This window comes from Paenibacillus sp. FSL H8-0079 (assembly GCF_037991315.1).
In the GTDB taxonomy this organism is placed as follows: Bacteria; Bacillota; Bacilli; order Paenibacillales; family Paenibacillaceae; genus Paenibacillus.
Map to the genome: position 1 here is coordinate 6,358,998 of NZ_CP150300.1, position 18,265 is coordinate 6,377,262.

The following is an 18,265-nucleotide window of genomic DNA, read 5'->3' on the forward strand; positions in this document are numbered from 1 at the left end:
ATCAGTACACCTCCTGCACAATGGATACAAAACGCTCAGCAATCGCTTTATGTTCATTGAAGCCTGTCAATTGATTGAATACTTCCTCCAATGTCAATGAACCTTCCATGGATTGCTGTTGAAGCTGCTTGAACGTACCGTCTGCCACTACGCGTCCTTCAGCGATCAGTACAATTCGACTGCTGATCTTCTCCACCACATCCATGATGTGGGACGAATAGAAGATGGTTGTGCCTTTGGCTGACAATTGTGACAAAATCTCTTTGACCACCATCACACTATTGGCATCCAATCCGCTGAGCGGTTCATCCAGGAACAACAGATCCGGGTCATGCAGCAGTGCAGAGATCAACAGCACTTTCTGACGCATGCCTTTGGAAAAGGAGGCAATGCGGGAATGATATGATTTTTCCATTCCAAAACAATCCATCAGTAGCTTGGCTTTATAATCCGCATCTTCATAGGACATCCCGTACAACTCTCCTGTAAAGGTCAGATACTCCGCAGGCGTTAATTGTTCGTACAATTCCGCGACCTCCGGAACATAACCGATTCTGCGTTTGTACTCTACATCCCCATCCGCAATATCTTTACCAAAGATTCGCACCGTGCCTACATATCCTTCAACCAGCCCGAGTAAAATCTTGACCGTCGTACTCTTGCCGGCCCCGTTCGGACCAATATATCCAATCATCTCACCACGATTCGCTTCCAGATCGATGCCATTCAGCACATAACGTCCGTTGTATCGCATACGCAAGCCTTCAATTGACAGTACTTGTTCTCCACTCACTTCGTTATCCAGCTCCTGTCTCTATCTTTTTTCTACAATTCTACTAGTTTACCACAGATTGGGATGGTAATGATCGGAAATAGGTCACGATATGAGCCATCATCTGCATATCCCCTTCGAGTAAGAGCATCACATAACAAGTGTGAACACATCACAAAGCCCCTGTCCCACCTTATGGTAAGAGACAAGGGCTTCCACTTTAAATTGAACCTTATTTTGTAATATTTAAAACGCCTTATTGCACCTTAACAATCTGAAAATGCTGATTCGTGCCGCCATTATCCGTCCACTGGATGGCCGCAGCCCCATCTGCCAGGGATTGACTGGAGATGTCCAAGACCTTGCCTGTACTGCGGTTCTTCAGTTTATAATAACCACCACCTACATGGACGAGCTGCCACTGCTGGCTGGCCCAGCCCCCATCATTCCACTGTTCAATGACAGCCCCATCCGTCGTGGCACCATTCTCCACACCGATCAGCTTGCCGCTGGAACGGTTGATAATTTTGACATAACCGCCACCCGCATCAGTAATCTGCCACTGTTGACTGGTTGTTCCCCCATCTGCTCGCTGCTCCAGATCCGCACCGTTGGCGGAAGAACCCCCAATGACATTCAGCAATTTGTTACTCTTACGACTAATCAGCTGATATGAAGCATTCGGGTCCCATACATCCGGTGTACTCACTCCGGTCACAGTACCTGTTGCTGTATCAATCGTAATACTGCTGGCCCAGTTCATCGCCAGACTGGTTGAACTCGGGAATGAAAGTGGCAACCAGACATACTTGGAATCCTGCACAGGTCCGCTCCATGCACCAGCCCAGCGATCACCCATGTAGAGATAGGATGTCGTCTGTGAACCTTCTACTGGAACAACATAGGTGGATTGAGAACCATACGTTGTGCTGTCTCCAAAATTGCTTAGGCCGCTCCATGTGCCTGTAATGCTGGAGGCTGTCGCATATTTGGCCTGATTTGGATTCCAGCCAGTTGCACCCGAGGTGATCAGGAAGTAGACGCCGTCTTTTTTGAATAGGGCAGGTGCTTCACGATATTGTCCAGGCCACAGCGTTGTGACTAGGGATTCCACACCCAGGAAATCCGGGGTCAGCTTATATATATTCAGATCAGCATTCACTCGGGTCGCAGAGATTAGATAGGCGGTTCCGTTATCGTTATACACCGTCATATCTCTGGAATCATACCCAAGTGGACGATAGCTGCCCACATACGTGTAATTGCCATCAACCGTATTCGAAGTAGCTACGGCCACTCTGGCCTCTCCATAATCCAGACCATTCTCCTTGTGCATCCACAGCACATATTTGCCGGTAGCACTGTTGTAGATGACCTTTGGGCGTTCAATGTTAGAGATATTTAGCTCGGCTGCCGAGCTGCTGGTCAGCACATCATTGCGATACTCCCAGTTCTTCAGATCCGATGAACGATACACGGACACGGCCTTGAACGTTCCATTCGCATTGCGGTTCTCCCCAAACCAGTAATAATACCCGTTCGCCTTGATCATTCCACCCCCATGAGCATGAATGACATTGCCATTGGTATCCTTGAACTGTACCCCGTTCGTTACACTCAGCGGAGCAGCTGAAGCATCCGGTCCGGGTGCAAGCAGCATACCTATTGATTGCAGAGCCAAAACCAAAGCAAGCAGATAACTTATGCGGCGGGTAAAGCGATGTGAATGTGTATTCTTTTTCAACCATCCATCGTTCATAGCCATATCGTAATGCACCTCCATATTTTTAGTGAAGCGCTTACACAAAATTAAAATCGATATGTCTCATCTGCCTCCGATCGATGATGCATTTTAGCATTAGAATTCTTGGTAATACTGGTTGGGCTTCACCTCCCTGATTCCGATTGTATCCGCCACGTTCCTGCTCGCATAGTGAACAATCCGGCGGAACATGTACAATTTCATACTCCGTTCTCTCCATAGACAGCAAAAAGACGCTTCCCCCGAAGCGTCCTCTGCTCTATCTGCTCTGCCCTCCATGATGTAACTGTCTCTGGCTGCGTGTGGCTGTTCATGGGCAGGTTCATTATATGATGTTTTATCGGCGTATACTCGCCCTTATTGCTTAATCTTCGTCATCAAAATCTTGGTCGAACGATAACACTTTGCCTGTGTTGGCATCGATATCTACATCTGCTTCACCTTGAGCGGTTCTCAGCTCGATCTCATATACATAGCGACCATCATCATGATCCAGCTCGACTTTGGTTACTTTACCACCCGTAACTTGTTTCAACGCAATGTTTGAAGCTTGGGATGCCGTCAATTTGACCTGCTTGGAAGCAGAGTTATTAGACGTATTGCCTGTTACAGTACCTTTATAATCGTCGTCATCATCGTAGTCTTCATCGTTCACGACTGCCAGGATTTTGCCTGTGTAAGCATCCAGACGAACAACCACATCATTGGTTCCTTTTCTGTCGATCTCAATTTCATAGAACGTTTGGCCGTTTCTGCGCTCCAGGTCCACGTCATCCACTTTACCATCGGCTGCTTTCAAGGCTAACGCTTTCGCCTGTGATGCATTCAGCATTTTGCCTGTGCTGTTCTGATTCTGTGTTACGGATTGTGTTGTTGACGTTGGTGTAGTTTGCACCGCTTGTCCGTTCACATTCCCACTAGCCGCTACGGCTGATCCACCAAGTAATACCGCTGCTGACAAGCTACCAATCCAAAGTTTATGTTTGTTCATCATCATCATTCATCTCCTCGTTTGTTGTTTTCGTTCTCGTCTACATTTATAGAATAACCTGCAGGAATGAGAGATCAGCGAGAGTTAGATTAGAATTTGATGAGAAAATGAGGAGATTGCTCATTTAATGAGTGTTCATTATGTATGTAATCTAAAAGAAAAGAAAAAGATGACCCCTAAATTAGGAATCATCTATCCAACAAGGTGTAACTCTATATTCAATGGATTCCTGTGCAAATGTTAATCCTCGTCCTCATCCCAAGTCACGGAACGAATCGCTCCCGAGATGGCATTCACTTGTACAATGGCTTCCCGGCCATCCGCCAGATCAATTTCAACCAGATAATACGGATTGCCGCTATTGGTTCCACGTAGTTCTATGTCGTCCACTTCCCCAGGGATCTCCGCAAGCGCCTTCTGCTTCGCTTGCTTTTCGCTCAGAAACTGAGGTTTAGGATCATCCTTGGTTGGTTCAGTTGTCGGCGCTGCGATTGTTTTGGAAGATATCGTCTCTCCGGTATATGGATCAATCGTAAGTTCTTCACGGCTATTATCCTTCGCCTTCACCACCGCGGTGTATACCGGACTACCTTGCTGCTCCACAAGTTCTAGCGAGACCAGTTGGTCATCCGTTTGTTGTTTTAACAACGCCGTCTTGATCTGCTCGCGGCTCCATAACGTCTTCTCTTCCGCTTGCGGGTTGGACTCCAGCCGTTTGATGGAATTCACAGCAGCTGTAACGGCATCCACTTGCACGTCATACAATCCGGCCTCCGAGCGAAGCTGCATGATATACGTCCCGTCCTTCAACGTGGAATTCACAATCTCACCTGGATATTGATCAAGCACCGATTGTGCTGCCGCATCTGCCGTAAGTACCACACCAGTCGATTGCCAAGGCTTCCACCACACAACTACTGCCACAATCAGCACAACGAGAAGCCCTGAACCCCACCAGAGTGATCTTCGCGATTTCGCCCATCCACTGTTCCCTTGTTCATGCCGTTTCATTTCCGGTGGTCGCTGCTCATGCTCTGTCATCACGTTTCCCCCTATGCGCTCTCTTATCATCCCCAGTTGATCTGATGCTTATCAGTATATAAGAGAAGAATGAGAATTTCATGAGAGCGGTCCGTTCTGAACGGATATTGGCAAAATAATTGAAGCCTCGGTGCCTTTACCCTCGGTACTGGTCAGTTCGATCCGTGCTCCAACTGCTCCTGCAAGCTCTTTGGCGAGTGACAACCCCAGACCTGAACCGCTTGCGCCTAAGCTGCGTGTTCTGGCCGGATCAACCCGGTAGAATCGGTCAAATACCTTCTCCAGCTCTTCCTCCCGCATACCAATCCCGGTATCCACGATGCGAATACGGCACTCTTGCCCCTTGGCTTCCAGCCTGACTTCAATTGCATCTTCACTATACTTCCGGGCATTATCCAACAAAATAAACAACAGCTGCTTCAGCTTGCTCTCATCGCTTATCGCCCAGATTGGGCCTGGATCCTCACACTGGACTTCGCGGTGATAGGCTTCGCGAAACGCACGTGTCGAGTCTGTAGCCAGTCTCGTGATATCCACACGCGTCAACTGCACATTCCACTGCTCTGGCTGCTTCGCAAGCAGTAACAGTTGCTCGGTCATCTCTCGCATGCGAACCGATTCGGACAGAATCGCCTCCACCGCTTCATCGAATACCTCGGGCCGTTCTTTTCCTCGCCGCTGTAGCAGACTCGCATAGCTCTCAATAATGGTCAGCGGTGTTTTGAGTTCATGGGATGCATCTGACACGAATCGCTCCTGTCGCTCAAAGTTGGATTCGAGCAGGTCCATCATCCGGTTAAACGTCTGTCCCATTGTTTTCAGTTCATCCTTCGACCCTTCCTCCAGTGGAAGACGCTTGAATTGGCCGCTGGACTGTATGTCAGTCATCGTGCGTGTCATCTGCTGAATCGGTCTGGTCATCCGGTTCGCCAGAATCCGGCTGGAGATAATGGCTGGAATGAGAGCAATAATCGTGACCGCCACAAGCACGGTACGAAGTACAGACAGACGATTCTCCGTCTCTGCAATGCTCTCGGTGACCTGCACATTCACCACCTCGCCATCAGGCCAGATGACCGGGACCGAAACCCATACATAACCAATCTGTTCAACTTGGGTATACTCTGATTTCTTCTCACTTTCGTACTTATAAGGCAGCTTGCTCAGCTGCTCGGAAGCTGCTGTTGTTGTCACCGGGGAACTGGTGCCGTCTTCATTGACGATCCGAAGCATGCCGTTCACAGGCGCATAGGCCCGCAATAAGTCGTCCGGTGGAATGGAGCCGGCAGACTGACGTACTCCTTTGACAATAGACTCGGCCTCTGCTTCCACCCGATTAACCTCGTTATCAATCGACATCCGCTCAAACACGATATAGACCGACAGATTCACCGCGATTAACAGCACAGCAAATAATACAGACGAATATCCGTAGATTTTACTACGCAAGCTCATGACTGTTCCTTCAGGACGTATCCTACGCCCCGTACAGTATGTATTAAGGGTGGTGTGAATCCGTTATCCACCTTTTTGCGCACATAACGAATATACACATCCACCACATTGGTATCTCCATAATAATCGTATCCCCACACGGCCTGCACAATCTGATCACGACTGAGCACCTGACGTTGATTCTGAAGTAGATACACCAATAGATCGAACTCACGCGGAGTAAGCTCAATGGGCACGCTATCTCGGGATATCTCTCGCGTTCCTTCATTCAGTCTCAACCCGGCAGCCGTCAACCAGCCCGCCTCATCCTTGTGCTCCAGTGAATCATTCCCTGCATTAGGTGTGGATGAAGAAGCGGAAGAAGCAACAGACGCAACTGCACTAAGCCGTAAAGCCGCCCGAACTCGGGCAAGCAGCTCTTCAATCTGAAACGGCTTGGTGATGTAGTCATTGGCTCCGAGATCCAGGCCGGATACTTTGTCTTCTACAGAATCTTTGGCAGTGAGCATAATGATCGGTACTGTAGCATCTTTGGCCCGAACTCGCCGCAACACTTCAATTCCGCTCAGACCAGGCAACATCACATCAAGCAAAATCAGATCCCACTGTCCTTCTGCATACTTCTCCAGTCCTTCTGTTCCACTACCAGCCTTGCCCACCTGATATCCCTCATACTGTAGTTCCAGTTCCAGCAGACGTGCTATTTTGGGCTCATCCTCTATGACCAGCACGGCTTCGTTCATGCAGCGCTCCCCCTCATCCCCATCATTTCATTCTCCCGTTATCTTACAATAACATCTATAGTTTGCCCAAGGCATCTTCAACCGGTTGCTCCCCAGCAATCAAATCAAAGGCCATCCGGTACGTCTTCTCTTCCTGTAAGGAAGCCACGATGACGCGGGCCACATCTTCACGCGGGATGCTTCCCGGTTCCAGATCCGTTCCAACTGCAATCTTGCCCGTGCCCGGTTCATTCTTCAGACCACCTGGACGAATAATCGTGTAATTAAGATCACTTGCAAACAGTGCACGATCCGCATAATGCTTCGCCACGTAATAAGGCTTGATGGACTCTGACCATTTCTCCCGTTGATCTGCGCCATACGCACTGACCAGAATATATCTGGAGATTCCTTGCTGCTCTGCGGCTTCCATCGTCTTCACCGCACCGTCGAGATCAATAAGCAGTGTTTTGTCCTGACCGGTAGATCCGCCAGAACCCGCCGTAAACACAATGGCATTATGATCCTTCATTGCCTCGGCCAAGTCCTCCACACTGCCCTCCAGATCACCGATTACCACATCGGCACCGAGTTTCTTCAGTGCGTCTGCCTGCTCCGGTTTGCGGATCATGGCCGTTACTTTATGCTTGCCTTCCTGTACCAGCTGCTCCACCAAAAACTTGCCGATTTGCCCATTTGCTCCTATAACTAAAACGTTCATACGTCATTTCTCCTCTCGGTTGGACGGATGGCTTGTTGCTGCTACCCGTTCCTTTTATTTAGAGATGCTCATCCTATAATTTAAACGAAAGCCGGCGCTTCTAAGCGCCGGCTTCCAGGTTCGTGTCCATTCAGTACATCTATGAAATGTGAAATCTTCCGTTACCCCATTAATATACCATATACCCTATGTACTTTATACGCGACCTCACATCGACCACTTCTGCCGCACCTTTTTCACATTGCATATCTGTTATTCTTTGTATGGTCACAACAAAAAAGGACGCCCAAAAGGGCGCCCTTGAATGGCATTAAGATTAGTAAGCCAGTGCGAACAAACCGTGAATGTGAGCCAGGTAACGGATGTTACTTGCTTCTTTCATCATGGTTGCAGGCAGACCTTTCAGACGAGTCTGGTTGCCACCGATCATGCCGACAGCATCTTTACGACCCAGACTTCCCAGCGTACCGGAGAATACTGGTGTGAAGGATTCCATTGCGCCACCTTTGAACATTACGCCCAAGTTGTGACCGATGGTTTCACCCATTTGCCAAGCCAATTGTGCTGTTGGAGGGTAAGGGCGAGCGCCTTCGCTAGGGAAGACCACTGCGCTGTCACCAGCAACAAACACGTCTTTGTGAGAAGTCGATTGCAGAACTTCCGTAACTTTCGCACGGCCACGATCCACTTCAATTCCGCTGTTAGCAACAACAGCGTTGCCTTGTACGCCACCTGTCCATACGAGTGTGCTCGTAGGGATGGAGCTGCCGTCTTTCAGCAGAACTTCGTTTTCTTTCATCTCAGTAATCGCTACGCCAACGATGAAGTTAACGCCACGTTTCTCAAGACTCGATTTAGCACGCTCAACCAGTTCTGGTGGGAATCCAGCCAGGATGGAAGGACCAGCTTCAACCGTGTGCAGGGATACTTCTTTGAAATCGATCCCTTTTTCTTGACATACAGCAGGAAGCAGGTCAGCGAATTCACCAACAAGCTCAATACCTGTCAAGCCGCCGCCACCAATAACAAACGTAGCGTCTGCTTTGTTGCCGGACTGTTTGTAAGCATCAAGACGTGCTTCAACGTGTGCACGAATACGGTTTGCATCGCTAACCGATTTGAGCGTGAAGCTGTACTCTTGCAATCCCGGAATTCCGAAGAATGCCGTTTCGCTGCCCAGGGCAACGACAAGTGCATCGTAAGAGTATGTGGAGCCGCTGGTCATCAGAACTTTCTTCTCGTCCGGCTTGATTGTATCCACCGTATCGATTTTCAAGTTCACGTTTTTGCCACGCAGCAATTTTTCGAGTGGAAGAGCAACTGCTTGTTCAGCAATGCTTCCTGCTGCAAGACGGTGCAGTTCCGTGATAATTTGGTGTGTAGGGTAACGGTTAACGACAGTAATTGTCGCTTCTTCCGGAGACAAGTATTGACGCGCAGTCAATGCAGTCAACAGACCGCCGTATCCTCCACCCAAGATCAAAATTTGCTTCGACATATCCATCCTCCGTTCTTCTAAGTCTTAACGTTTCGGTTGTTGACGCTCGTTCAAGATGCTCAAGAAAGATTGAGCAAAACGAAGCGATTGTTGTACGTTTGGATCTTTAAGCATTTTCAGCATAGCGAACAAGCCAACTGAAGTTTGCTCTGTTTGTGCACGGTCATTGGCTTCGATGGCAGCAGAAGCTACACCTTTAGCTTTGTCTACAACAGGCTTAGCGAACTCGCCCATTGCGCTCATTGTGTCGCTGATCAGAACTTTGTCTGTTGCTACACTTTGTGCAAAGTCATAAGCTTTTGTCATAGCAGTAACCATTTCAGCCAATTTAGGCAGGTTCTCCACCAGAACGGTTAAAGACTCCTGTACCTCAGGCTTCATCAGTTGATCCAGAACGTCCAAGGACTGGCGCTCGGAAACGTTGGCACCTTCTGTAACTGGCACCTCTTGTTGAGTAGGCGATTGTGACATAAGAGAAAGTCCTCCTTTACTTTGGGATAGAAGTCCGCGACTTTCATGATGCCTGTCAAGCAGAGCCGAACCACAAAATACATCGAATACATCTAAATGTACCAAATTTCACACAATAGGATGAGCGTAGCTCAGGGCCACTCCCATATCATGCATTGTATCTTGGATCTATTGCGGACAACATGTGTTGACGCACAAAACGACAAGCAGGCCGAAACCGAACTCTATACCCTTATATTACACCTCTTACACATGAACATGAAAAAGAAATTTTTTACACTTGTGAAGATATTGTGAACATTGTAACAAAATCGATTTTTTTGTCAACCCATGCAGGCAAGCTAGTGCTGCCGATCTTCCTGTCCAAAATCCGTATTCCTACCACATGTGGTATTAAGACAAGATCACATATGACCAGATGTACGATATGTACACAAGGAAGGATTGGTTTATCGATATTCAAAGGAATTGTTTTCCAAATTCAATAATCTCGCGCAACGAAATTGGTCACTGTCGTTATTATGCAGCGATGAGCACAGCCTTATTCCATTATTGAGACATCTTTTCTATTTCAAGTATGAACCTCTTGCGCCGCGAATGCAAAAATTGGATTATACCTCTTTTGTTTAGAATGCTGGCATCCCGGTTAATTAGGACTACACCAGACAACGAAGGAGATGTTCGATATGAGTAATTCAACTAGCGATAAAATCAAAGCAGGCATTAATAAGGCTAAAGGCGAAGTGAAGGATCAGATCGGTAATGCAACCAATAACAGATCCCTTCAGGCTGAGGGCAAGAAAGACAAAGCCAAAGGTGCTGTACAGGATAAAATTGCTGACGTTAAAAAAGATCACTAGATCCTTTTGATGTGAGGTCAACAGCACGATGATTTCGTGCAATAGATCGTTGTAAACTAGCCTGGCCGTCCGTATTCGGATGAAAATCTGAACATGAGACGGAGGCGCAAAAAAGCCAAGGAAGGTGTTATTCAATACACCCTTCCCTGGCTTTTTTTGTGCGTTCTATACTGCTGGAACTGCGTATCTTGCCATATCGATAATGAAACTGCGCGTTTCCCTTGTTGTAGAATTTAATGCTGCGTGGCGATCTTGCGATAATACACGTTTACTCCTTTTACATTTTTGTTCGTCCTCGAGGTTATCGGGTAATTTAAAGTGAGGTGATATGAGATGAGTGAACGGAAAAAGAATATAGAGACGTTATTCCTTCAGGAGAATGGTGTAATTCCCAATCATCCGACCCTGCCTGTGCTTTTGTATAAGAATGTATGGGCAGAGGAAGCACTGAATGCAGAATCGTTGCTGAACCGTAATGGATGGGGAAATAGCTGGTTGAATGGTGTTTTCAATTATCATCATTATCATAGTAACGCGCATGAGGCTCTTGCTGTGGTGAGCGGATTCGTGAAATTGATTTTAGGCGGAGAAAATGGGCATAAAGTGTACCTTCAGACAGGCGACGTTGTCGTGCTTCCTGCTGGAACAGGGCATAAACGTCTGGAATCCAGCACTGACTTTCGTATTGCCGGTGCCTATCCGGGCGGCATGAGTTACAATACACGCACAGGTGAGGAAGGCGAGCTGCAGACGGCTCTTCAGGAAATACGTGAGGTTCCGATTCCGGATACCGATCCGGTCTATGGGCAGGATGGGCCACTAATGGAAATCTGGAATGGGAAGAAGTCATAACAGATATCATGGAGAGAAAAAAGAACTTTATTAGACAATGCACAGGAGAAATTGGTCCAGTATTCAAGCATGAACAAATAGACTGTCCCCGGACAAGTAGGAGAATCATGCCGGAGTACAGTCTATATGTTTTTCTTCAATCTCTAATCTATCGCACGCCAGTAACTTTTAGTTCCGCTCCTTACTCGCAAGTCGGACACCATAGTATCTCATCGCATATGGGATACCTTCCATCTCCAGTCGGCCCTGCAGCACAAGTTGACGTATTCGATATTCAATAAATGCATCTCCCACAGTTTGTTCTAAATATCCAAGTACTTCACCTAAAACACGGGCACATATTATAAATTCATCTGATTGTCTGGTTAATGTAAGATCTCTCACCTTTTGCATAATGAAATCATCAATTCCGTCCTCGGACACGCTATGAATCTTACTATCCTTCATTATTCGCAGATGGCCTTGTTGTTTAGAGAGAGAATCCCACTCTTGCTCCATCTGCTTGCGTTCTTCTGAAGACACCGGCTCTGCATTTACACAGTGGTTCCACATGGCTAATAGCTTCTCAGAAACAATCTCTCCTGTTCTCCAAACATCATACTCAATGTCAGGGTTATGGAATAACTCCTGATACAGTTCACTTGTCTCGATCAGATAAACAGGACTCTTCCTGTTACGAAGCAAATGAATAGCAAACAGAAGACCCGTTTTCTCATGGGCGTTGTTAGCATACCAAATGGTTATTCTAGTCTCTTCATCAATGGAACTCATCACGTTATTTAATTGAATCAGTTCATCTACGCCTTTGATAGCGTAATTTCCGTGTTCACTTAAATGCAGTCGCTCCAGCAACCAGAGGTGTCTACGTTGTAGAACTATCTTATCAGTGAGATCCCCTAATGGGCCTATAGCATAGTAGTCATTCATAGAATAAAAACGTCGTCCCACGCGTCCAGGAACACTACCCATGGCAACCTTAATGCTACCCAACGGTGATTCACCAATCGCTATATGAATTTCACGCGGCTTCTGTGTATCAAGCATTTGCTGCTCAGCTTGCTTCCGATTCCTCTCCTCGCCTAACCCCTCAAAAATCCGCTGTACGCTCACCGCAAAATCAACCGAATGTTCTTCTGTCTGATGACTAACTGCCATGTCCGCGCCAAGATAGAGCATACGCAATAACGAACGAAGCTCTTCTTCATTCATGCGATATAATTCTTTATCAAAATCAAAGACATTTTCAATCATACTAATCCCCCTTTAAAAAAGGTTCATCTCCGGGTAATTCATAAATACCACACAAATATACCACTGTACCCCGAAACTAGGAGGAAATCGATTTGCCAGTTGGTTGATTCAGATCATTCAGCCCTTCATCATCTGACGATGACCGGGTAAAATGTCGCTCCAGTTTGCGGCTTGCCCACAGGGATACCGCAATGAACAGCAATACGCCTACCCAGCGTACAGGGTGCTCCAAAAATTGTTCCACATTGGAACCGATATACGTAACAGAGAAGATCATGATCGCTTTACCACAGCCCACCGCAAGCAGGAAGGATAACAAGCGCATTCGCGCGATACCTGCTGCCACATTAATAATGACGAATGGACCTACCGGGAAGATACTCAGGAGAAAGACATAACCGAACGCATTCCTCCGAATCCATACCATACTGCGCTGCACACGGGGTTTGCGTGCCCATCGTTCCACAAAAGCGGATTTCCCGATCTCCCGTACGATCAGAAAAGTAACGATGCAACCAAGGACCATGCCGATCCATGAGTATAAAAACCCTGCCCACAGACCGTATACCGCACCGTTCACACCCACTATTAATAGCGTTGGAAGTGGCGGCACAAATGATTTCATAAACGTAAGCAAAATTCCCGGTAATGGGCCCAGGGAGCGAAACTTCTCCAGCCAGAAACGAATATTTTCTTCCGTAATATAGGACATAATGTCCAATGCTGCTGGGGTCATCTGCATCCATCCAATCTATACAGTCTACGTTCTCAGGTTTGATGTTCACTATACATTTCATCATTCATATGGATGATGAAGCTTCTTTAGCAACTCCCTCCCAGTATAACGTACATCTTCGATGAACATCGTTGTCAATTTGAAGAAATTATTGCACAGCGAACTGACTTCCCACCCCAATCAAAATTAAATCAAAAAAGCACACCAAGACCTCTTGTGGTCTTGGTGTGCTCTTCATATCGAAACCCCGATCCTACTTTTGGGGGCATATTATCCTTATTCCAGCTGTGCTTCCTGCATAGCCAGTTCAATCAGTTCTGCCTGATGTGCAGCATTCCACTCGGGAATACCGGAACGCATGAACTCTTCGGCATCCATCGCTGCTTTGGATTGGTTGCACAGATTACAGGCACAGACACAGTTGAGCGGGGTGGTATGTCCACCTTTTGCACGCGGCAGTAAATGGTCAATCGTATCTCCATACGAACCACAGAAGTAACAGGTGTAGTGATCCCGGGTCAGAATATACCGCTTGAAATCCTTGTTACTGAACAATCGGCGAATCGTGTACCGATTGACCACCACAGCGGCTTTTTCCTTGACCAGCGTGACCGCAAGCTCCATGTCCACTTCCTGATGCCAGCGCCTGCCCTTATCCGTCTTGCCGCGCATCCGTACCATGCCTTGCCGGTTGGTCCGGAGCGAAGCCGGATCTTCCGGGTCAATGGCTACCGGGGCCGCCGGCGTCTGACGACGGGGACGGCCGTCCATGCCAGCTGCGTGACTGCGGCTGGCATGCGCGGGTCGCTGCCCGGATGTACCGCGGGCAGCGTCTTCGCCGTTCGCCTTATGCGCACGCTCCTTGCGCGCTTGGCGCGGCTTGGACCCTGGCGAGCCAGGCTGGCGCACGGGCGCAGGAGGCCCTGCCTCCGCAGCAGCCCCCGGCGCTTGCCCAGGCTCGCGCCTGGTGGCGGCAGGCTGTGCCTCCGCCGCCGTAGGTGCAGCGACCGTGGTGGCATCGCCACGGTCGCTCAGGGCCGGCGCATGGGCCTCAGCAGCTACGCTGCGGGCCTGCCCTGCGCCGGGCGCGAGCGCGGCAGCACGCTTGCGGCGCCGCTTGCGCTTGCGTTTGGCTGCGGTCGGTTGATCCGCAGCCATGGGCTCTGCTGCCGGGCCTTGCGGCGCAGCTGGCAGCAGAGCTTGGTGGGCCGCCGCAGTCTGCTCGGCGGCCTGCACTGCAGCGGCAGCTCGCGCGCCTGCCCGCTGTGTAGTGCCCTTATCATTCACAGCAGCATGGCCCTCCTGCGAATACCCTTCTTCCCCACGCCCACGATCACGTGGCTGTGGCTCAGCAAGATCAGCTACTGCCTCACCTGCCAAACCATCGTGCTCCTGATTCGTCTCCGCTTGCTCATTGCCTGTCAGTCCCTCTGCACGTTTGCTCTTCCTGCGTCTTCTCCTCTTCTTCCGATTACCCGAAGAAGAGGCGGAGGAAGTCACCAAGTCAGCATGTTCATCGTCATTCGCAGACGTCGAGTCTACTGACGATTGAGACACCAGACGTCTGTCTGAAGACGACTCGGTAGCAGATCCCTGCTCCATGCCATAAGGGATCCGCTCCGCTTCATTTTTCGCAGAGGCAGATGGTACGTGTGTAACCTCACGGGTTTCCAAGCCATCCCGTTGATACCCGATCCGTTCATTCGTTTGCCCGCTCAAGCTTGAACCCGCATCGTAATCAGCCTGTCCACCAAGCTGACGACAGCTGCGGCAGGCTCCCCGTCTGGCTCCAGGGCCTGCCCGCTTTCCGGTTCTGCGCCGGAATTCGGACATCGCCCGCTGTTGTCCGCAATACATACATGTCTTGGTCAGTCGCGCTTCTTGTTCCGTCTTTCCTTGCCGGAAAGGGGCTGGCCCCGTCTCCATGTTGTCACCTCGGTTCCGTATGAATCCGGTTTCTTTCTATTGTATCACATCTGCTCGCGAACACCCTCATGGCCAAAGGCCTCATAATCTTTCGATTTGTACTCCTGTGTCTGTTCATTGCATTCATGAAGAATGTGTTCCACGTATTCCAATATATCTTGCATCGGTCTCCCGCATTTATCGCATGTTGTCATTATTTTTCACCTTAATCCTGTTATCTATAATGTATTATCGTTCCGCCTTATGATTACCCCTCGTACATGTAAAAGAAACACTCGTTCCCCACATTACACATATCTGCATGCATCAAAAAAAACCGCTTCCTGCTCTCCCCTAAGGTCGACCAAGAAACGGTTTATTATTCCTGTATTGGAAATGTGTATTAACGAACGTCCAGTTGCCCCGAGTTCTGTTGTGGTGCCAGACGTGGTTTCGGTTTTGGCAGATTACCAAAGATCACCCATGCATATGGAACGAACCTTGCCGTCAATCCAACAACGATCCACGAAGCGATCAGAGCTACGCCGAATCCTCCGGCATACCACAGATGCACTAACCACGACACTCCCGTTTGCGGCGGATAATTCCGATACACCAGAAGGAACAATGGATGGATCAGATAGATGCCGAAGGACAGTGCCCCAAGCCGGTTCAGCGGCTTAACGATCAGTGACGGCCCTTTGCGGTAGAGCAGATAAGCGATCTGGATGAGTACCAGCGCACAAGCGAAGGTATGCACATTCCAGAAAAATTCATACCACAGTGTGTTATACGTTGCGATCTTCAGACGCAACTGATAATAGATGTACACATGACCCAGTCCGGCAATGATCCACACGGCCCAGAGCAGAATCCATGAAGCTACGCGTCCTTTGGTTGCATTGGCGCGACTGATGACGAACCATTGCTTGATTTTAGGGAAATACACTCCGATAAAAGCACCCAGCATGAAATAGGAAAAGTACGAGAACGCCCAGCTTCCCTTATTGGGTACCTGGAATCCATATTTATTACTTACGATAAATGCCCATTGAATCAATAGTCCAATCGGTACAGACCATTTCACCACGGAAGGATACTTCTTGAGCAGCCATAACACCAATGGGAATAACAGATAGAATTGCATGTTAATAAACACAAAGTACAGATGCGTATAGGCCTTACCCGTAAACAATTTCGTAATGAAACTTACAGCCGATTCGCCGAATGGTCGGCCTTGATAATGCGTGAAATGCAAGATAACAAAATACATCAATGAAAACAGGAAATACGGAAGCAAGATATACACAAATCTTTTTTTGTAAAAGTTACTTACGAGTTTCTTATCCAGTGGACGGGAATAATAGTTATAGAACAGCACGAAACTGCTCATAAAAATAAAGGTTGGCGTACCATATTTCATGAAGATATTAATAAAGTTGTACAGCCAGTAGTAGCCCGAACCGGTCATGTCCACCGTCGCGTAAGAAGTGGAATGCACGCTCAGTACGCCGATAATCGCCATGGCACGTACCAGATTCAGCTCCGGAATTCGCTCTCTTTTCAGTGTTTCACTCATGTTTAAAATTTCTCCTTCATTTGTTCGTCAATATGTCAGATATGACTTAATACGATAAAGCTCTCTATCTATTAAAAGGCATAATGCTTAAGATGGGTAGTCCATTTTCTTAACAATTCCTAAATTTTCATCATATTTCACACTATTTTCATGTCTATATATGTAAAAAAGACCGCGAGTACGCGGTCTTTACAACATCCTGCTTTCAACCAAATGATTGTTGGTTCAACCGGATGAGAATGGTAAATTTGGGTTTGGACACGAACCAGCCCCTGACGGAGTCTACTTCTGGCGGCTCGCCAGAATCTGTTTATACACCTCAATCGCCGCCTGTCTCGATGCCTTCAGATCGACAATGGCATCCTTACGCGGTTGATGGATGTCCTTACTATGCAGATCCTTCAGCTCAGGCAACCACTTCCGAATATAATCACCTTGCGGATCATACTTCTCGGATTGTGTCACTGGATTGTTCACCCGAAAATACGGAGCTGCATTCTCGCCAAGCGAAGCACACCACAGCCAGTTACCTCGGTTCTGAATATTATCGTAGTCACTCAGCTTGCGCCTGAAATAGGCTTCACCCAAGGTGAATGGACATTGCAGGTTTTTGGTGAGAAACATCGCCGTGAGAATCCTTAACCGGTTCGGCATATGTCCGGTTTCGTTCAGTTCCGTCATTGCTGCATCAATAATCGGAATACCTGTCTCCGCCTTGCACCAACGTTCGAAATGCTCGTCATGGAGGGCCGAGAGATCGTACACCTTTTCATATGTAAAGTAGTGACTCTCATAGATCGCTCGATACAGGTAGAAGTCACGGAAGCACAACTGCCTGATCCATTCCCCCGCCTCCGCCGTGCGACTCGCCGCATCATACATCTTGCGAATGGATACGGCTCCCACTGCTACGTAAGAACTGAGATGGCTCGGTTCATAAGCTTCATACTCATCCCGATGCTCACCATATTCAGCAATACGATCCGATAAGAATTGATCCAGCAGCAGATGCGGGTCCTCATCATCCGAGCCATTGGACTCCAGCAACTCCGGAGGTACCTGCATCGCCTCCGGCCATTCAATCTGTCGATCACTCACCTTCAGTTCTGCAATCGTTGTTGCCGAGGGAGGATTGGGATGTTCATTCATGAATTCCACCCACCGCCGATGGAAAGCCGCAAATACTTTATACGGCTCCGACTTGCCTGTAAAATTAGCAAATCCATTTAGATCCATCAGCAAATGATCCGTCAGTTGCGTGAACGAAACCTCATGCGCCTCACTGACTTTGCGTATGGCCCTATCCCGCTCGATTGCATATGGTGTCATGTCCCGGTGGACCACAATCTCCTCAATCTCGCCTTTGAATTCGTTCAGGATGAAATTAACTACTTCAGCCGGTTTGCCGTAAGCAACATGCAGTTTTCGTTTGGCTTCAAGATACTGTCTGCTCAGGCCCGCTGCATGCTTCCTAAAATTCACACCGCTGTGTTCCTTCTCTCGGCCTTGCCGCAGGAGGAATGAATCATAGATGAGCACATGCACACTCTCTTCTTCGTGTTCCCGCAAATAATCGAATGCAGCCAGATCATCAGTACGCAGATCTTTGCGGTGTATGAATAGCTTCATGCCTCACCCTCCTATCTGAA

The 18,265-nt window shown here is 48.3% G+C and carries 15 protein-coding genes and 1 pseudogene; 2 read left to right on the forward strand and 14 right to left on the reverse strand.

All coding sequences use genetic code 11. The annotated features are described in order from the left end of the window. Nucleotide 1 precedes the first annotated feature (1 nt). The 9 genes from MHI06_RS28325 to MHI06_RS28365 form a co-directional block, all read right to left on the reverse strand. Nucleotides 2–793, reverse strand: a complete 792-nt coding sequence (locus MHI06_RS28325; protein WP_340399831.1) for an ABC transporter ATP-binding protein — start codon at nt 791–793, stop codon at nt 2–4. A 235-nt stretch (nt 794–1,028) separates the two neighbouring features. Next, nucleotides 1,029–2,537, reverse strand: coding sequence for an RICIN domain-containing protein (locus MHI06_RS28330; protein ID WP_340399832.1), 1,509 nt, complete (start codon nt 2,535–2,537; stop codon nt 1,029–1,031). A 361-nt stretch (nt 2,538–2,898) separates the two neighbouring features. Further along, nucleotides 2,899–3,528 (reverse strand): PepSY domain-containing protein, encoded by a 630-nt coding sequence (locus MHI06_RS28335; RefSeq protein ID WP_340399833.1) that lies wholly within the window; start codon nt 3,526–3,528, stop codon nt 2,899–2,901. A 237-nt stretch (nt 3,529–3,765) separates the two neighbouring features. Then, nucleotides 3,766–4,566, reverse strand: a complete 801-nt coding sequence (locus MHI06_RS28340) for a PepSY domain-containing protein (RefSeq protein WP_340399834.1) — start codon at nt 4,564–4,566, stop codon at nt 3,766–3,768. A 78-nt stretch (nt 4,567–4,644) separates the two neighbouring features. Next, nucleotides 4,645–6,021, reverse strand: coding sequence for an ATP-binding protein (locus MHI06_RS28345; protein WP_340399835.1), 1,377 nt, complete (start codon nt 6,019–6,021; stop codon nt 4,645–4,647). Next, nucleotides 6,018–6,764, reverse strand: a complete 747-nt coding sequence (locus MHI06_RS28350; protein WP_340399836.1) for a response regulator transcription factor — start codon at nt 6,762–6,764, stop codon at nt 6,018–6,020. Before MHI06_RS28350 ends, MHI06_RS28345 begins: the two co-directional genes overlap by 4 nt. A gap of 55 nt (nt 6,765–6,819) precedes the next feature. Then, nucleotides 6,820–7,464, reverse strand: coding sequence for an SDR family oxidoreductase (locus MHI06_RS28355; RefSeq protein WP_340399837.1), 645 nt, complete (start codon nt 7,462–7,464; stop codon nt 6,820–6,822). Nucleotides 7,465–7,780: 316 nt separating this feature from the next. Further along, nucleotides 7,781–8,962, reverse strand: a complete 1,182-nt coding sequence (locus tag MHI06_RS28360; RefSeq protein ID WP_017691659.1) for an NAD(P)/FAD-dependent oxidoreductase — start codon at nt 8,960–8,962, stop codon at nt 7,781–7,783. 24 nt (nt 8,963–8,986) lie between these two features. Next, on the reverse strand, nt 8,987–9,433 hold the full coding sequence (locus MHI06_RS28365) for a DUF1641 domain-containing protein (protein WP_017691658.1): 447 nt from the start codon (nt 9,431–9,433) through the stop codon (nt 8,987–8,989). A gap of 686 nt (nt 9,434–10,119) precedes the next feature. On the opposite strand from MHI06_RS28365, the gene MHI06_RS28370 reads away from it, so the two are divergent. Both MHI06_RS28370 and MHI06_RS28375 read left to right on the forward strand, forming a co-directional pair. Then, nucleotides 10,120–10,293, forward strand: coding sequence for a CsbD family protein (locus MHI06_RS28370; RefSeq protein ID WP_169479974.1), 174 nt, complete (start codon nt 10,120–10,122; stop codon nt 10,291–10,293). 333 nt (nt 10,294–10,626) lie between these two features. Further along, on the forward strand, nt 10,627–11,145 hold the full coding sequence (locus MHI06_RS28375) for a cupin domain-containing protein (RefSeq protein WP_340399838.1): 519 nt from the start codon (nt 10,627–10,629) through the stop codon (nt 11,143–11,145). A 168-nt stretch (nt 11,146–11,313) separates the two neighbouring features. Here MHI06_RS28375 and MHI06_RS28380 read toward each other — a convergent pair whose 3' ends face one another. The 5 genes and pseudogenes from MHI06_RS28380 to MHI06_RS28400 all read right to left on the reverse strand — a co-directional run bounded on the left by MHI06_RS28380 (nt 11,314) and on the right by MHI06_RS28400 (nt 18,245). Next, nucleotides 11,314–12,396, reverse strand: a complete 1,083-nt coding sequence (locus tag MHI06_RS28380; RefSeq protein ID WP_340399839.1) for a DUF1835 domain-containing protein — start codon at nt 12,394–12,396, stop codon at nt 11,314–11,316. Between the two features lie 76 nt (nt 12,397–12,472). Further along, complete coding sequence (locus MHI06_RS28385) at nt 12,473–13,132, reverse strand: TVP38/TMEM64 family protein (protein ID WP_340399840.1); 660 nt, start codon at nt 13,130–13,132, stop codon at nt 12,473–12,475. A gap of 276 nt (nt 13,133–13,408) precedes the next feature. Next, nucleotides 13,409–13,837, reverse strand: a pseudogene (locus tag MHI06_RS28390) (HNH endonuclease); the annotation flags it as partial. 1,603 nt (nt 13,838–15,440) lie between these two features. Further along, the gene (locus MHI06_RS28395) at nt 15,441–16,616 is read right to left on the reverse strand and encodes an acyltransferase (RefSeq protein ID WP_340399841.1); all 1,176 of its coding nucleotides are present in this window, start codon (nt 16,614–16,616) and stop codon (nt 15,441–15,443) included. 282 nt (nt 16,617–16,898) lie between these two features. Further along, nucleotides 16,899–18,245, reverse strand: coding sequence for a deoxyribodipyrimidine photo-lyase (locus MHI06_RS28400; protein WP_340399842.1), 1,347 nt, complete (start codon nt 18,243–18,245; stop codon nt 16,899–16,901). Nucleotides 18,246–18,265 lie beyond the last annotated feature (20 nt).

What these genes read in the sequence shown, in the direction of transcription:
- MHI06_RS28330 (WP_340399832.1), bottom strand. Translation starts at nt 2,537, where the DNA reads ATGGCTATGAACGATGGATGGTTGAAAAAGAATACACATTCACATCGC.
- MHI06_RS28335 (WP_340399833.1), bottom strand. Translation starts at nt 3,528, where the DNA reads ATGATGAACAAACATAAACTTTGGATTGGTAGCTTGTCAGCAGCGGTA.
- MHI06_RS28340 (WP_340399834.1), bottom strand. Translation starts at nt 4,566, where the DNA reads ATGACAGAGCATGAGCAGCGACCACCGGAAATGAAACGGCATGAACAA.
- MHI06_RS28345 (WP_340399835.1), bottom strand. Translation starts at nt 6,021, where the DNA reads ATGAGCTTGCGTAGTAAAATCTACGGATATTCGTCTGTATTATTTGCT.
- MHI06_RS28350 (WP_340399836.1), bottom strand. Translation starts at nt 6,764, where the DNA reads ATGAACGAAGCCGTGCTGGTCATAGAGGATGAGCCCAAAATAGCACGT.
- MHI06_RS28355 (WP_340399837.1), bottom strand. Translation starts at nt 7,464, where the DNA reads ATGAACGTTTTAGTTATAGGAGCAAATGGGCAAATCGGCAAGTTTTTG.
- MHI06_RS28360 (WP_017691659.1), bottom strand. Translation starts at nt 8,962, where the DNA reads ATGTCGAAGCAAATTTTGATCTTGGGTGGAGGATACGGCGGTCTGTTG.
- MHI06_RS28365 (WP_017691658.1), bottom strand. Translation starts at nt 9,433, where the DNA reads ATGTCACAATCGCCTACTCAACAAGAGGTGCCAGTTACAGAAGGTGCC.
- MHI06_RS28370 (WP_169479974.1), top strand. Translation starts at nt 10,120, where the DNA reads ATGAGTAATTCAACTAGCGATAAAATCAAAGCAGGCATTAATAAGGCT.
- MHI06_RS28375 (WP_340399838.1), top strand. Translation starts at nt 10,627, where the DNA reads ATGAGTGAACGGAAAAAGAATATAGAGACGTTATTCCTTCAGGAGAAT.
- MHI06_RS28380 (WP_340399839.1), bottom strand. Translation starts at nt 12,396, where the DNA reads ATGATTGAAAATGTCTTTGATTTTGATAAAGAATTATATCGCATGAAT.
- MHI06_RS28385 (WP_340399840.1), bottom strand. Translation starts at nt 13,132, where the DNA reads ATGACCCCAGCAGCATTGGACATTATGTCCTATATTACGGAAGAAAAT.
- MHI06_RS28395 (WP_340399841.1), bottom strand. Translation starts at nt 16,616, where the DNA reads ATGAGTGAAACACTGAAAAGAGAGCGAATTCCGGAGCTGAATCTGGTA.
- MHI06_RS28400 (WP_340399842.1), bottom strand. Translation starts at nt 18,245, where the DNA reads ATGAAGCTATTCATACACCGCAAAGATCTGCGTACTGATGATCTGGCT.